The 15986-nt window shown below is 47.0% G+C and carries 12 protein-coding genes; 4 read left to right on the top strand and 8 right to left on the bottom strand.

The features are described from left to right. The first annotated feature begins 137 nt into the window (after window positions 1-137). Window positions 138-1838: an alkaline phosphatase D family protein gene (locus tag KDM92_RS15170; protein ID WP_212685287.1), complete on the top strand. Its 1701-nt coding sequence runs from the start codon at window positions 138-140 to the stop codon at window positions 1836-1838. A 76-nt stretch (window positions 1839-1914) separates the two neighbouring features. Here the strand turns inward: KDM92_RS15170 and KDM92_RS15165 are convergent, their stop codons facing one another. The 7 genes from KDM92_RS15165 to KDM92_RS15135 all read right to left on the bottom strand — a co-directional run bounded on the left by KDM92_RS15165 (window position 1915) and on the right by KDM92_RS15135 (window position 10300). After that, window positions 1915-2985 carry a branched-chain amino acid ABC transporter permease gene (locus KDM92_RS15165; RefSeq protein ID WP_212685286.1) on the bottom strand — a complete coding sequence of 357 codons (1071 nt, stop codon included), beginning with the start codon at window positions 2983-2985 and terminating at the stop codon, window positions 1915-1917. A gap of 63 nt (window positions 2986-3048) precedes the next feature. Beyond that, on the bottom strand, window positions 3049-4053 hold the full coding sequence (locus KDM92_RS15160; RefSeq protein ID WP_212685285.1) for a branched-chain amino acid ABC transporter permease: 1005 nt from the start codon (window positions 4051-4053) through the stop codon (window positions 3049-3051). A gap of 47 nt (window positions 4054-4100) precedes the next feature. Further along, the gene (locus KDM92_RS15155; RefSeq protein WP_212685284.1) at window positions 4101-4853 is read right to left on the bottom strand and encodes an ABC transporter ATP-binding protein; all 753 of its coding nucleotides are present in this window, start codon (window positions 4851-4853) and stop codon (window positions 4101-4103) included. Window position 4854: 1 nt separating this feature from the next. Next, window positions 4855-5637, bottom strand: coding sequence for an ABC transporter ATP-binding protein (locus KDM92_RS15150; protein WP_212685283.1), 783 nt, complete (start codon window positions 5635-5637; stop codon window positions 4855-4857). A 22-nt stretch (window positions 5638-5659) separates the two neighbouring features. After that, entirely contained in the window at window positions 5660-6889 is a 1230-nt protein-coding gene (locus tag KDM92_RS15145) for a substrate-binding domain-containing protein (RefSeq protein WP_212685282.1), read from the bottom strand. Window positions 6890-6923: 34 nt separating this feature from the next. Beyond that, the gene (locus KDM92_RS15140) at window positions 6924-7814 is read right to left on the bottom strand and encodes an alpha/beta fold hydrolase (protein WP_212685281.1); all 891 of its coding nucleotides are present in this window, start codon (window positions 7812-7814) and stop codon (window positions 6924-6926) included. 200 nt (window positions 7815-8014) lie between these two features. Then, window positions 8015-10300 (bottom strand): TonB-dependent receptor, encoded by a 2286-nt coding sequence (locus KDM92_RS15135; protein ID WP_212685280.1) that lies wholly within the window; start codon window positions 10298-10300, stop codon window positions 8015-8017. A 580-nt stretch (window positions 10301-10880) separates the two neighbouring features. Between KDM92_RS15135 and KDM92_RS15130 the strand changes: the two genes are divergently transcribed. Next, the gene (locus tag KDM92_RS15130) at window positions 10881-11786 is read left to right on the top strand and encodes a LysR family transcriptional regulator (protein ID WP_212685279.1); all 906 of its coding nucleotides are present in this window, start codon (window positions 10881-10883) and stop codon (window positions 11784-11786) included. A gap of 174 nt (window positions 11787-11960) precedes the next feature. Next, complete coding sequence (gene pbpC / locus KDM92_RS15125; protein WP_212685356.1) at window positions 11961-14306, top strand: penicillin-binding protein 1C; 2346 nt, start codon at window positions 11961-11963, stop codon at window positions 14304-14306. Between the two features lie 80 nt (window positions 14307-14386). On the opposite strand, the gene KDM92_RS15120 is transcribed toward pbpC, so the two are convergent. After that, entirely contained in the window at window positions 14387-14959 is a 573-nt protein-coding gene (locus KDM92_RS15120; RefSeq protein ID WP_212685278.1) for a dienelactone hydrolase family protein, read from the bottom strand. A gap of 380 nt (window positions 14960-15339) precedes the next feature. Here KDM92_RS15120 and KDM92_RS15115 point away from each other — a divergent pair, with 380 nt between their 5' ends. Continuing rightward, complete coding sequence (locus KDM92_RS15115) at window positions 15340-15828, top strand: nuclear transport factor 2 family protein (RefSeq protein ID WP_212685277.1); 489 nt, start codon at window positions 15340-15342, stop codon at window positions 15826-15828. The last annotated feature ends 158 nt before the right edge of the window (window positions 15829-15986 follow it).

Genomic DNA, 15986 nt, shown 5'->3' with positions numbered 1-15986 from the left:
CTTGCGGGTTGATCGTCGATGCGCTGCCATCTGATGTCATTAGTTTATTGTTGATTCGAATAAACTCTCTAAGCCTAGTCATTAACAAGTAACAAAGCATTCATAGTATCAAGGCCTTCATCACTCGGAGGTCGTATATGAATTCTCAACATAGTCGTCGTCAGTTTATTCGTCAATTCGCCGCTAGCACTGCGGTTGCTTCAACTAGTCTCGCTTTAAGTGCATGTGGCGGTGCCGGAATTGCGCCGGTGTATGCGACTTTTGAGCATGGTGTCGCTAGTGGCGATCCCTTGAGTGATCGCGTTATTATTTGGACGCGGGTGACGCCATCGAGCAACTACGATGGCCGAGATTTTGAATTGACCTGGCAGCTTGCAAGTGACGAGCAGTTTTCTAAGGTGATTAAGTCAGGTTCGATTGTGACCAACGCGAGTCGTGATTTCACTGCAAAAATTGACGTGACCGGCTTGAGCGCTAACACCAATTACTTTTATCGCTTCAACTTTGATAGCCGCTTATCGCCAGTGGGTCGTACCAAGACTTTGCCGATTGGTAGCGTGCAACAAGTTAAGCTCGCAGTCGTTTCTTGTTCGAATTATCCGGCCGGATATTTTCATGTCTATGCAGAGATTGCCAAATTAACCGATCTTGATGCAGTGCTACATCTTGGCGACTATATTTATGAATATCCACGCGATGGTTACGCTTCGCAAGATGCGGCGAGTTTGAATCGTCAAGTTGAACCAAAAACCGAGATCGTTACCTTGACGGATTACCGTACCCGCTATGCGATTTATCGTAGCGATACCGATCTGCAAGCGGTGCACGCGAAGCATCCTTTTATTGCGGTTTGGGATGATCACGAGTTTGCCAACGATACTTGGAATGGTGGCGCAGAAAATCACGATCCTGCCAAAGAAGGCCCATTTAGCGCACGTCGTGCTGCGGCGCTGCAGGCCTATCATGAATGGATGCCAATTCGCTTGCCGGATGCGAGTAAAAATGATCGTATCTACCGCTCATTCGATTTTGGTAATCTAGCTTCCTTGCACATGTTGGATACACGACTAATTGGTCGTGATAAGCAGTTATCTTATGCTACGTATATGGGAGCTGGTGGTGCGTTTGATGCGGTAAAATTTAGTGCAGACATGAGTAATCCAAACCGTCAATTGATGGGGGCGGAACAAACCACATGGTTGCAAGCGCAAATGAGTAAATCAACTGCTACTTGGCAGATTTTAGGTCAGCAGATTTTAATGGCGCGTATGAATATTCCAGCACCATTGGTGTTGGGACAAATTAGCTTTTCGGATTACACCACGCTATTAGGAAAAGCCCAACTAGCACCCGCAACCTTAACGTCGAGCGAAACAGCGATACTGGCGCAACCCGCGATTCCATACAATCTTGATGCTTGGGATGGCTACGTAGTGGCCCGCGAGACTGTATTTGCGACCGCCAAAGCATTGGATAAAAACCTTATCTCTTTGGCTGGAGATACGCATAATTCATGGGCGAGTGATTTGCTTGATTTGAATGCAAATGCGATCGGTGTGGAGTTTGGTGTTTCGTCCGTGAGTTCACCAGGTTTTGAAGAATACTTTGCGAAAGAAGATCCGGCGAAAGTAGCAGCAGGATTAGAGCAAATCATTGCGCCATTGGTCTACGCAGAAACGAAAAGTCGAGGCTATATGTTGGTTACGGCCACACCGTCTGAAGCGCGTTGTGAATGGCGCTATGTGAGCACGGTGAAGTCAAAAACATATACCGCTGTGAGTGGTAAAACTCTCAAGGTCTTACCCGGCAAAGCGAACCGTAAATTGTTGTCGACTTGAGTTGCGCACTGAGATAAGTCGTATATGAAGAAGGAAGCGCGGCGGTGGCGATGCTTCCTTCTTTGTACAAGCTGAATTACTTTAGCTTGTAGCCTCGCAGTTTGCCAACAATGCCGGTTGGAAAAAAGTAGACCGACAGAATAAACAAAACACCCAGCCACAGCATCCAACGATCAGGATGAAATATTTGTGCCAAGATAGGAAAATCGACTAGCGATTCAGCGCCTTGTGCCATCAAATTCTTTAAGTAATTTTGTGCAACGATAAATAATGCAGCGCCGATCACTGCACCATATAAAGTACCCATACCACCGATCACGACGATCAATAAAATATCTGTCATCACTTCAAAACTTAACATGGTCTTGGGTCCAACATAACGCAGCCACAGCGCCATTAAAGCACCTGCTAACGCAGCAAGTAAGGCGGCTAAGCAATTCGCCAGCACGCGATACACAACGGTACGATAACCAAGCGCTTCGGCGCGGAATTCATTTTCTCGTATTGCCTGTAAGACGCGACCGAACGGCGAATTGACGACGCGCAGCAAGAATAAAAACAATAATACGCAAACGCTAAATACGATGTAATAGGTAATGATCTTGCCGTCGATGGTACGTCCCCATAAATCATTTTCAAATAGCTGAAAGCCGGGTGTCAGAATTTCTGGAACGCGAAAGGTAATGCCATCTTCGCCACCGGTGAGATCAGACAGTTGTGACGCCAATACAGCAAATGAGGATGCTACTGCCAAAGTAATCATCGAGTAAAAAATAGCACGTACGCGTAAGGCAAATAAACCGATCATCAATGCGAGTGCCACTGTCAAGATCAAAGCGAGTAATACACCGATCATGATGATGCCCCAGCCTGGTGTGCCGGATGATAGTGCTAAGCCAACGCCGTAAGCACCGATGCCAAAAAACATCGTATGTGCGAATGAAACGATGCCGGTATAGCCGAGTAGTAAATCGTAAGACGCGACCAAAATAATGTAGATGCAAATCGTCGCCACGGTATTCAAAGGACGCGCCCCGCTCGTGATGAATGGTGCCGCAGCCAATCCGAAAAATGTCAGCAATAATAAAGCCGATAGCATACGGCTACGCGGTAGATCATCGGACAAGAGTTGACGGAATAGATTCATATAATTTTCGTTCTCTAGGTAAATTGCAGCAAATTTTTACGGCATACGTTTTCTCGCATGCGATTAAGCTCCGCGCCGACCAATCGCATACATACCTGCTGGCCGCCACAATAAAATCGCCATCATCAAAGCAATATTTGATACTAAGGCGAATTTGGGTGCTAAAAATCCTGCGTAATTCGTTACCAGCGCCATCAATAAAGCACCAATAAAACAACCGCCAACCGAGCCTAAGCCACCAATGATGACTACGATGAATACCATAACCATGACTTCACTGCCCATCGCGGCGGTCAGTGTTTCTTTGTACAAGCCCCACATCACACCACCTAAACCAGCGAGTGCTGAGCCGGCCGCAAATACCGCGACGAATAGACGACGAATGCGATAACCCAAGGCTTCCACCATCTCGCCATTTTCAACACCTGCGCGGATTAATAAACCTAGCTTGGTACGATTCAGAATCAAGAACATGGACAAAAAGACGAAGATGCCAACAACTACCGCGATCAATCGATACTTCTCAATCGCTGCATCGCCAATAAAAATCGCGCCACGTAGACTTTCTGGTAGGGGCAAAGGAACTTGTTCAGCGCCCCAGATGACACCGATAATTTGTTCGGCGACGATCATGCCACCCATAGTAATGAGAATTTGTTTTAAATGTTGTCCATACACAGGCATGATGATCAGGCGTTCAAACGCCCAACCTAAAACTGCAGTGACTAACATTGCAACGACAAGGGCTAAACCAAGTACGCCCAGATTCATCCATAAAGAATCAATCTCTAGCCATCCCTTCTTCGGCAATAGCACCATGGTTGCTGCGTAAGCGCCGACGGCGACAAATGCACCGTGACCGAAATTTAAAACATCCATCAAACCAAACACCAGCGTCAAGCCACTAGCCATGATGAAGATCATCATACCCATTGCTAGCCCGGCCACAGTCAAGGTCAGCCATGTGGGAAAACTGCCGATCAAGGGCAGCATCGCCAACGCCAAAACAGGGACTAAAAAAAGAGGCGCTAGATCGCGCGGTTTGCTTGGTAGATCAGGATTGCTCATATACGGTAATTACCTATTGCTTGATGTGACGGCAAATTGTTCTGGCTTTATTGATGGCTAGCCAGCGATAGTCCTAATAATTGTTGCTGTAAGTCTTCATCATCTGCCAGTTCGCGCATGCTGCCGGTATGTACGACACGACCATCATCCATGACGGCTACCGTGTCACCCAAATTTTTCACAAAATTAAAGTTCTGCTCAACCAAAAGTATGGTGGTATCGGTCGCTTTGAGTTCTTGGAAAGCGTCCATCAGGCTTTGAATAATGGCAGGTGCCAAGCCTTTGGTTGGCTCATCAACCAGTAATAATTTGCGCGGCTCTATCATCGCGCGTGCAATCGCTACCATTTGTTTTTGACCTCCGGACAAGTTGCCGGCAGGGTAATTCCAGAACTTTTTTAAAGCGGGAAAGAAAGCAAAAATCCATTCTAGTCGCTGCGTATCCATCGTTCCATTGCGTGCGGCTAAGTGCAGGTTTTCTTTCACGGTCAAATCAGAAAAGATCGCCATACTTTCAGGTACATAGGCAATGCCTGCTTGTGCAATCATTGGCGTTGCTTGCGCTGCGATGTTGTTGCCATCGAACAGAATGCTACCTTGGCTGGCTTTCCATAAGCCCATAATCGTGCGCAAAGTAGTGGTCTTGCCAGCACCATTTCGACCAAGTAAAACCGAGAGACCTCCGCGCGGCACTTGCAAATCGACACCTTGCAAAATGTGGTATTCGCCAATATGCGTATGGACGCCATTCAACGCTAATAGTGGTTGAGCGACTTGGGTTGGATCTATTACTTCAGACATCTTACGCCACTCCCTTACCTAAATACGCTTCTTGCACTATGGCGGATGCCATCACACTAGCTGGTTCACCATCCGCCACCAAGGTGCCATTGTGTAGCACGATGATGCGGTCAGCTAAAGAGCGCACCACGTCCATTTTGTGTTCGACTAAAAGGACGGTTTTATTTTTTTCCGACTTTACTTCTTGGATCAGATTCAACACCACCGGCACTTCATCCACACTCATGCCTGCTGTAGGTTCATCAAACATCATAATCTCAGGCTCTAGAGCCAAGAGGATGGCGACTTCTAGTTTGCGCTTATCACCATGCGATAAGGTAATGACGCGATCTTTGCTGCGGGTCGCTAATGCCACGCGTTCTAAATAATGCTCAGCACGTTGAATTAATTCACGATGACTAGACCACAGGGAAAAAATATTCAAACCAATTCCGGCCCGACTTTGCACCGCCAGGCGCACATTTTCCATTACCGATAAATGTGGAAACAAATTAGTCAACTGAAACGCACGTCCGATGCCAGCGCGTGTCCGTTTGGCTGCACCAAACTTGGTAATGTCTTGACCAAATAAACTAACGCTGCCTGCACTGGCATTCAATTGACCCGAGATCAGATTGAAGTAAGTGGTTTTGCCCGCGCCATTGGGGCCGACGATGACAGTGAGGCTGCCCGGATAAAAATCGGCGCTCACTTGATTGACCGCGACATGACCACCAAAGTGGATGCTCAAGTCGCGGGTACTCAAAGAAGGCGAGCTAACAGTAGATGTGCTGCTGGTTTGCATGTGCTGTGCTATCTAGAATGAACTATCGTTTGTTTTTTACTGGAACAGGAATATCGCTAACAGGAATTTCGCGTACCAATTCCAAAATATCCCATTCGTTTTTCTGATCTTTTTTGATCTTGAAGTGATACATGGTTTGCAGTGCTTGATGATCTTCTTTGCGGAAATTCATCTTGCCTTTTGGCGTATCAAATTCCATGCCTTCCATTGCCGTGATCAATTTTTCTGTATTAGTCGATTTGGCTTTGTTCAAAGCGGTGTACACCGCACTAGCAGCAGCAAAACCGCCGGCGGTAAAGAAATCTGGTGGTGCTTTAAAACGTTTGGTATGTTCAGCGACCAACCAATCATTCATTTTGTTTTTAGGAAAATCATAGTAGTAGTAAATCGTTCCTTGTGTACCCGCGTATGATTTCCATAACTTCATCACCGGCAAAATATTGCCACCCGGTGCTAGATTGATACCAAAGCGCTCTGGTTTGAGATCCGCTAACTTATTCATTGGACTTGGTCCTGCCCAAACGATTTGCAATATGCGTGGTTCTGGTTTGTTTTTTAATGCATCGAAAATTCTTTGCGCAGGTGCGGTGAAGTCTGTGGTGTTTTGTGCAGAAAATTCTTCATGCACGACTTTAGCTTTCGATCCTGCCATCGTCAGCGCTTCTTTTGCCGCTTTAATTGCGTCACGTCCAAACGCATTATCCTGACTTAAAAACGCGATGCTGCCACCAGCTTTAATTGTGCTCGCCGCCGCCAAAGCATCTTGCATAGAATTGCGGCTCGTGCGGAAAATATAACGATTCCATTTGTCACCTGTAATCGCATCAGCAACCGCAGGTTCAACGATTAAGATTTTTTTGTATTCTTCTGCGACTGGCAACATCGCTAATGCCGAGCCAGAAGAAGTGGTGCCGACTGCGATATCTACTTTGTCATCGCCATAAGCTTCAGCCAACAATGCGCGTCCCATATCCGGTTTGCTTTGATCGTCTTTGATGATGACCTTGATTTTCTTGCCGTTGACTTCCATCTTGCCAGCGGTCAGATACTCCAGTCCCATCATAAAACCGGTTTCAGTTTCTTTTGCATACGGTTCTAATGCGCCTGTCTTGCCAGCGATCAGTGCAATTTTAATGTCTTGTGCAATTGCTGCGCCGCTAGCGCTAAGCAGGCTCAAGCCCAAGCCAAGGCTGATCACAACTTGCTTGAGTTCGAATTTGAATGGATTGCCTTTTTTGTGCGAGGTAGACATACGTGCTCCTTTGGTATTTTCTATCGTGATATTTTTATTCAACTTGCTGTAAAAATTTCTGTAAAGCCTGTAATGCTTCGACTTCGGTCAGCATCGGTGCATGACCGACTTGTGGTACTTCAACGTATTGCAATTGCGGGCAAACTTGCTTCATATAGTTTGCTTGTTCAACTTCGAGTAAATCCGAGATCGCGCCGCGCACTAACAAGCAAGGACGATTTTTGCTTAGGCGTTTAAATGCCCAACGTGCTAACCAAGAAGTCGCCTTTAATTTGCCCGTTTTGAGTGGGGTCGCAATCAAAGGATCATACTGCAATTCCAATTCACCCTGCGCATTCTCTGCAAACGCACGATGTGCCCATTTATCCCATTCTTGATCTGTATTGTTAGGGAAGGCAGATTGGTTAATTCGCTGAATATAATGACGCGCTTGTTCCCAAGTGGTGCAATGCATACCGTCACCTGCATAGCCAGCGATTCTGTCTAAGCCTTTTTGTGACAACATCGGACCCACATCGTTCAATACCGCTGCAGCAATCAAGCTGGATTTACGAATTGCCAGCGTCATGGTGATTAAGCCACCCATTGAGGTGCCGATAAAAACCGCACGGCGGATACCAAGTTGCTCGGCTAGACTAACGACATCATTGGCATAGACCCAAGGGTGATAGTGGGCTGTTTTGTGAGCATGTTGCGAACGTCCTCGGCCGCGCACATCCACCGCGATCACACGTCGTCCTTGCTGTGCTAATAGTGGTGCTAGTTCATTAAAATCAGCTGAATTGCGCGTCAAGCCATGAATACAAATAATCGGGAGCTTAGCGGTGGCTGCAGCGGCGTTTGCAACAGTGTGTGCAGCATAATCACGCGCATACAAACGTAAGCCATCTTTGCTAGTGAAATAAACGTCTTTGTAATCGCTCACGATGATCAAGCCCTGATTGAATGTGCAAATAGGAATAGGGAGCTGCGAAGCAGCGAATGAAATTCGTAAAAAAAACGACCAGCCCGTCAGCTCATTAGCGTAATCGCTAAATAACGCAAGCGTTGAGCTGGTCGCAAATTTTCTAAAACGTGAATGAGATTGCCGTGGCTGCATACCAGAGCCACTGCGATATCTCCATTTTAGAAACGATAGTCCAAAGTTAAGGTGTAAGTGCGTGGGTTGCCGTAGAACGCTGTGGTGCTACCTTCACCCAAGGTTGGGAACAAGTAGCCAGCAACTTTGTAACGCACATCGCTCAAGTTTTTGCCGTGCAAACCAACACGTACGCGATTATCTGAGCGACTCCAAACCAAACTTGCATCCCATAATTTGTAGCTGTCTTGATCAAGGATTGGTGTTGGAGTTTCGAACTGATAGGTTTTGCCGCGGAACGCCACACTACTACTCAAGCTGAGTTTGCCGGAATTGCCTAACAAAGCCATATCCCAATCATAGTTGGCACGGACGCTCGCGGTTTGTTTTGGCGTATTTTGGAATACGCGCAAATTAGCCACGTCGATATTGCCTGCACCGATATACTTGGTGTAGCGCGCGTCGATGTAACTGAACATACCAGACATGCTAAACGCATCAGTTAAACGTGCCGTTGCTTCCAGTTCGATACCATCAATTTTGGCTTTACCGGCATTGGTGGTCACCCCTGCGAAGCTATCGTCTTTGCCGTCACCATTGGTATCAATCGCGACTGAACCCGGGATTTGTACGTCTTTGTAATCACTGTGGAAAACTGCGACGTTAGTCAGTACCGTATTTTTTGCAAAGGCGGATTTCAAACCGATTTCGAAAGTGCTGATTTGTTCCGGCAAGAAGCCTTGTTTCGCTTTGTCTAAACTCAGTTTAGAGCCAACCAAATTCATCCGTGGATCAAAGCCACCACCTTTAAAACCTTCAGTCCATGATGCATACACGTTTTGGTCTGCGCTAGCTTTCCAACCTAACGAAACACGTGGTGTGAATTTCTTGTCTTCACGATGCAAATCAGATTTCGTTAAATTGGTATCGGTTCTGAACAAGATTGCCGCAGGGTTACCCATTGCTGGTGAACCTGCTGTACCTAAATAGATTTGACGCAAGATAGTGGCTTCGCGTTTATCGACGGTATAACGACCACCAACAGACAAGTTCAAATCTTTAGTCAAATCAAAGCTCGCATCGGCAAATGCTGCCCATGCTTTGGTATCGATATCACCTTCTGTGAAAGTGGATGTGCCGAGCAAGCGCACGTCAAATTTATTGTATGCATTGGCATCGATGTAGTAGACCCCAGCGACGCCTTGGAATGCTTTACCAGTGTAAGTCAACTGAAACTCTTGGCTGAACTGCTTGTTTTTGTACAGTGCAGGTACGTCAAAATCAACCGTGCCTAAAGAGTCGAAATCAATCGGGGCATACGATTTGTCATGGCGTGAAGAAGTCACCGATTTCAACATCAAATCGGATTCAAGTTGATATTCGACCAAAGCCGATACACCACTTTGTGTCACTTGTTGTTTGTGGCCTAATGCCGTGTTTAAGTTAGCGCGTGAGTCATACACATTGCTCAAGATTGGGGCACCGCTGATTTTGCCGACAGTTAAGCGATGACCGTGTTTAGGATTGGAGTCGTCTTGACTGGTATCGGCGGAAACACGAATGAACAAAGAACTGTTTGGCAAAAACTCGGCACTTAAACGCGCCGCTGTTACATCTTTGTTGTAGTTGTCTTCACCTGTTGTAAAGTTGGTGCCGAAACCATTACGCTTAAATTTCGCCAGTGTGCCACCAACGCGCACAGTCTCTGATAGTGGCGTACTCGCAGTTAATACACCATCCATTTGACCATAGCTACCAACCGAGGTTTTGAGGCGAACATCGGTGTTTGGTCCCATCTTGCGCGTGACATACTTAACCGCGCCACCAATCGTATTGCGACCGTATAAAGTTCCTTGTGGTCCACGCAGTACTTCGATGCGTTCCACATCATAAATATCGGCAACTGCACCTTGTGGGCGTGCCAGATAAATATCGTCGAGATAAATACCAACACCAGATTCAAAGCCAGCCAAAGGATCTTGTTGTCCAACACCACGAATGAAAGAGGTGAGTGTTGAGTTGGTACCGCGTGACGCGCTCATGGTTGTATTTGGCAGCGTTAACACCAAGCCAGTGATATCTGCGACGCCGCTTTTGGATAATTGCTCAGCGCTATAAGCTGTCACTGAGACTGGAACATCTTGCAAGGTTTCTTCGCGGCGACGAGCACTCACCACGACTTTGGAAATTTGTGTGTCATCGTTGGCTTTTGCCGTGGCGTCGCTAGACTGTGCTTGCGCAAAGCCAATGCCACTGCCATAAATGGCGAAGATCGCAGCAGCAGAGCGGCTGAGTAGAACGAGATTACGCTTAGATTGTTTTGAGGAAGTCATGATAAGTCTCCAGAGTTTTTATGGTTTCGAGTCCACCGTTTATGCCATTGGAGTGCAATGAGCGGCCTGTCGAAGCGGTATTACCGTTTTTTTGATTTCAGGTGGTATGCGATTGCATTAACACGGATTGGAGTTTGTATGAATTCAAAGCGCTTAGAAACCCGTCCAATTGCCAACCGACTGTGCATAAATGCACATCAATAAATTATTGATAATTAAAACGCGTCTTGCTGCAAGAGAACGCCATATTTGATCGAATTTGCACGAAATAAGCGCCAAAATTGTGCAGTGCACGCACGTGGTAAGTGCGCAACAAACTGATCAATGCGCTAAGACGGCGCATTTTTCTCTTAATAAAAGAGTATTTTCAACCGAAAAGAAGCTAATTGCTAAACTTATGTGCTTTGATGCACAATCGCGTTACGGTGTTCCACTTTGCATGATTGATGTCGCGGAATCTGGTAATTTGGAACACATGAAGCTGCTTGTGAAATGCTTGCAACTGCGATGTTTTATTGCAACTACCGAAAAATAAGCTAATAAATTACGTCACAGATCATCAACGAAAAAACGGAATGTTATGACTACTTTGCCCGAATGGACCGATCTACGTTTTTTCCTTGAATTAGCGCGTTCGGGCACGCTGTCCGGCACCTCGCGACGCTTATCGGTTGAACACACGACTGTCGCTCGACGCATTGATCGATTGGAAGAACAGCTAGGCGCAACTTTGTTTGATCGTAGCCGCGAAGGTTATCAATTGACAGAAATGGGGCTCGCTTTGTTGCCCCACGCCGAAGCGATGGAAAGCGCGGTCACCGCAGCACAAGATGAATTAAGTGGGGCACAAATTTCTGTACGAGGGATTGTACGTTTGGGCGTGCCCGAGATTTTAGGCTCGCGCGTGATAGCACCCGCGCTAGTCAACTTATTGCAAGCCCATCCTGATTTAAGCGTGGATTTATTATTGCTACCGCGTTTTGCCAACTTAGCCAATCGCGAAGCGGATCTCGGTGTGATGTTAGATCCGCCTAGCACCGGGCGTTATATGGTGACGCGCTTAGCCAGTTTTCGCATGTACATTTATGGCGCGCCATCTTACTTAGCCAAGCATCCACCAATCAAGGAGCATGCAGATTTAATCAAACATGATTTCGTCGATTACGTGCAAGATCGCTTGGCCAGTAGTGGCTTGAATTACATGGGCGAATTGGGTTTTACGCCACATCGTCGTATGTGCTGCACCAGTCTCGCAGCCCAATGCGAAGCCGCCGCGCTTGGTTTAGGATTGATTGTGGCGCCTCCGTATGCGGTGCCCGATGATGGTCGTTTGGTGCGAGTTTTAGAAAAGAATTTTTATGCAGAGCGTTCGTTTTGCTTAGTCGCACCAACCGATTTATATCGCCTACAAAGGGTACGTGTGGTCTGGAATTTATTGCGTGATGTGGCGGAGAAAAATCCGGCTTTATTTATCGTTCCAGAATAAGTGAGATTTGCCGAACGATGCTGACCTTAGCAGACCTTAACTGAGCCGAGTTTGTTGCGGCATCGCTAACACTTTGCCCGCTATTCCTCTTACAATGCGCTCTCCCTAAATGGAGTTTGCTGCATCGTGTTTTCATTTTCTTTATCCACTGCTCGTCTGCGATTGTTCCAAGTGATGCGTTGGTGCCGTTCTCATCCCTTGCGCGCAAGTTTTGCGTTGGTCTTGTCGGCCTTACTGTTGTTGGATCAATTTTTTCCGCCACCGATTCCACGAGATGAGCCCGGCATGGTTGTAGTGGCGCGTGATGGCAGTCCTTTACGTGCTTGGCCCGATGCAGATGGTGTATGGCGCTTTCCTGTTACGCCCGACAAAGTATCAGAGAAATATCTGGATGCCTTATTGACCTATGAAGATCGCTGGTTTTATTGGCATCCGGGAGTGAATCCCTTAGCGCTGACGCGCGCCGCCTGGCAATGGCTAAGACATGGCGAAATTGTGTCAGGTGGATCTACTCTAAGTATGCAAGTGGCGCGTGCCTTGGAACCAGTGCCACGTAGCTTATCTGGCAAACTCAAACAGATTGCACGTGCTTTGCAATTAGAAATGCGCTTGTCTAAACGCGAAATTCTCACTCTGTATTTGAATCATGCACCCATGGGTGGGATTGTCGAAGGCGTGGAGATGGCGAGTCGCAGTTATTTGGGTAAGAGTGCGCATCAACTCTCTGCTGCGGAAGCCGCTTTACTAGTCGTGTTACCGCAAGCACCATCGCGCTTGCGGCCTGATCGTCATCCGGCACGAGCGCAGTTATATCGCGACAAAGTATTAAAACGGATGGCGCAATTGCGGCATTGGACACAAGCTGAAGTCGATGACGCTTTGATCGAAAAAGTGGGAGCGAATCCACCGCGTTTAGCATGGTTAGCACCATTGGCGGCAGAACGATTACGGCAATCAGTAACGCGTCAAAAATTAAAAAACACTACTGCAAGTGGTGCTCAGACGACTATTGTGCAATCGACATTAGATAGAGAAGTACAAACCTTGCTAGAACGTATGTTGGCCGACAAAGTGAATCAACTACCGCGCTTTGTATCAATGGCTGCGATGGTGATGGATAGTAAAACGATGGAAGTGTTAGGCTACGCGGGTTCCGCTGATTTCTCTGATGAGCGTCGTTTTAATCATGTGGATATGGTGCGAGGGATTCGATCCCCTGGTTCGACCTTAAAACCATTTCTGTATGCAATGGCCTTAGATGATGGTTTGATTCATTCCGAGAGTTTATTGGCTGACACCCCGCAATCTTTTAGTGGCTATGATCCCGGCAATTTTCAAGCTAGTTTCTCTGGTCCCGTGAGTGTGTCAGAAGCCTTGCAAAAATCCTTGAATGTCCCCGCTGTGGATTTGCTTGATCGGATAGGCGCGAGTCGCTTTACTGCACGATTGTCGAGTGCTGGATTACGTTTGCGTTTGCCGAAAGATGCCTCGCCCAATCTGAGTGTCATCTTAGGTGGCGCTGGCACCAGCTTAGAAGAATTGGTAGGCGCATATCGTTCGTTGGCGATGGCAGGAATGGCAGGCGCACCGCGAATTACCCCCGATGCGCCTGTGCGCGAGGCACGTATGATGAGCGCTGGTGCAGCATTTATTATTCGCAATATTCTAGAAACCGGTGGACATCCAGACCAACCCTTTGTCGAGGATGGCCCAAGCAGTCCACGTTTGGCGTGGAAAACTGGTACTAGCTATGGTTTTCGTGATGCTTGGGCAGTTGGTGTTAGTGGCTCTTACACCTTGGGCGTGTGGGTTGGTCGCCCCGATGGTACGCCCAATCCGGGATTCTTTGGCGCGAATATTGCTGCGCCCTTACTACAACAGATTGCGCTTGCATTGCCACGCAGTCGCGACTATTTACGCACACAACCTGCCGAGGTCGGCAGTGCTCAGATTTGCTGGCCTTTAGGAACCGCATTTGATAAAACAGCGCCAGAACATTGTCATGTAAAACGTAGTGCATGGATTTTAAAAAACACGATTCCGCCGACTTTGCCAGATCGCTTACGTGCACGCGGATTGCTTGAGATGATTTGGATTGATCCCAAGACACAATTGCGCACCTTGCCAGCTTGCGATGCGCAAGCACGACAAAAAGAAGTGGCACGTTGGCCTGCCTTATTAGAAGCGTGGCTGACACCACAACGACAACAAGATTTGGGTGTCACCGCTTGGTCTGCAGATTGTCCTCAAGCTGGTATAGCTGGTGGTATCAAATTAATGGGACTCAATAGTGGCAGCCGCTTGCGTGCGACACCAGGAAAATCTAGCGTATTCGTCACGCTAGATGCAGTTGGCGGAAGCGGTCGACACTATTGGTTATTAGATGGCCAACAAACTGAAAACGCGAACGGGAAAAAACGTCAAAGTTTTACGATAGACAGCCCCGGCGCGCATCACATCACGGTGATTGATTCACTTGGCCATGTTGATAGCGTGCGCTTTACGCTCGACAAAAAATAAGTTGTGGCGTATTCATTAAGCTGAGACTAAGCAAAAATTAAGCAACGATTCCGCAAAAATTAAGCAAGGTCGTTGAATTGCTAAGCGACTTTGCGAATGCTCGTACCCAATTTCTCCGAGAGTAAGCCGAGGTAATGGGTTTGTGTTTTTAACGAGAAACCCGCCGAGTAGGGATTCATAAAGCCATGCTTGCTACCGATGGCGATTTCGGCATGATAGCCACGTTCGCGTAATTGCTTGACTAGTTGAGCAGGCTTAAAAGCGTTTTCGTGTTCCGCAAAAACAAAGTGCACATTGGCATTTGTTTGAATATCTAAATGATCGCGAATTCTCGAACCATAAAATAAAGTAATGCTCTCTAAATGTTTTGCCTGCGCTGCTTCCGCCAGCCACCAAGCACTAGCTCCGGCGCTAAAGGCGATCACATGTTGTATCCCCGTTCGTCCAATTAATGCCTGTTTCAGTTTATTCGCATAGGCTTGCACACCGCCTTGTGCCAAAAATGCCTGATAAGCGCGTTGTTCATTATCGACGCAAAAACCTTCCTCAAATGGTGAAACGACCAGGCAAGGTAATCCGAGATGGCGCTGTAAGCTAGCGATGGCGGGGGTGTTACCGAAAATGTCGGTAACAATTAAAACAGAAGCGGTCATGGTGTTGAAGCAAGGTTGAAGCTGCGCATACGCTATCAATCGGATAAGCGAAGCGAAAAAAGAGCGCGAAGCTTATCGGGTTGGCGTCATGAATGCAAGTTGAATCGTCGAAACAGTGATGCCGCTGGCTCAATTGGGTGTTGATGCGGCGTGAAATTGGCTTGATTAAGGTGTTTGGTATCGTGCGGGGCTGCTTATTAGCGATCTTATTACTGCCGTTCATCCATCAAAAATTGGATTTCGTCACAAGTCAATCACCTAGCTTGATAGTTTGCGTTGTAATACCGACTTTGACAGTGTGAATATTGGCGATTAGAAATTGGCAAAGTTTTCAATATTCCATATCCAATACTCAATAGATAGGTGAAAGGAGGCAAATGATGAAAGTGCACTTTTATATTGCAGCGCTATGTTTGATCAGTTTGGTACCCGTAACGGCATTAGCACAGACAACTGCGCCAAAGCCAGGCGTGAATGGATCAGCAAACGGTTCAACAAACGGATCTGCAAGCGATAGCCTGAATTTGGTACAGCGACATGCGCAAGCACAAGCCAATTTTGATCAAAAAACTTTAGAGGCGATCACGCATACGCAATATCTTGAAGTATCGCCAGCGGGCGAAGTGGACGAGCGTGCCAAAATGTTGGGCTTTTACGCGCCAGAAAATAAAAAGCAAGTACCTCTAGTTGAAGTATTAGAACCGATCGGACGCGAGATTGGTGACAGCAAATTAATGATCGTTAAATTGCGGTACAAAATGCAGGCGGGAGAACAAGTCAGACAATTTTCTATCCGTGCTAGCTATATGCTGTGTAAAGAAAAGTTAGAGTGGAAAGTTTGTTCGGCGCAGTACACGGGGATTCGTTAGAGCCGAACATCATTGACTAATCACTTGCTTCAGGTTTCAAATTTAATTTAAGATGAACAAGATATAGCAATTGCGCCAACCTGAAACCAATGTTGGCGCAGTTGTGTGCTTAGAAAGTCGATTAAGGTCCTTTCATAACCACTCAAGATTCTTCAAGC

It is taken from the genome of Affinundibacterium baiyunense, from assembly GCF_018139645.1.
Classification (GTDB): domain Bacteria; phylum Pseudomonadota; class Gammaproteobacteria; order Burkholderiales; family Burkholderiaceae_D; genus Undibacterium; species Undibacterium baiyunense.
The sequence above is the reverse complement of the archived record's forward strand: the minus strand, read 5'-3'. Positions and strand labels throughout refer to the sequence as shown.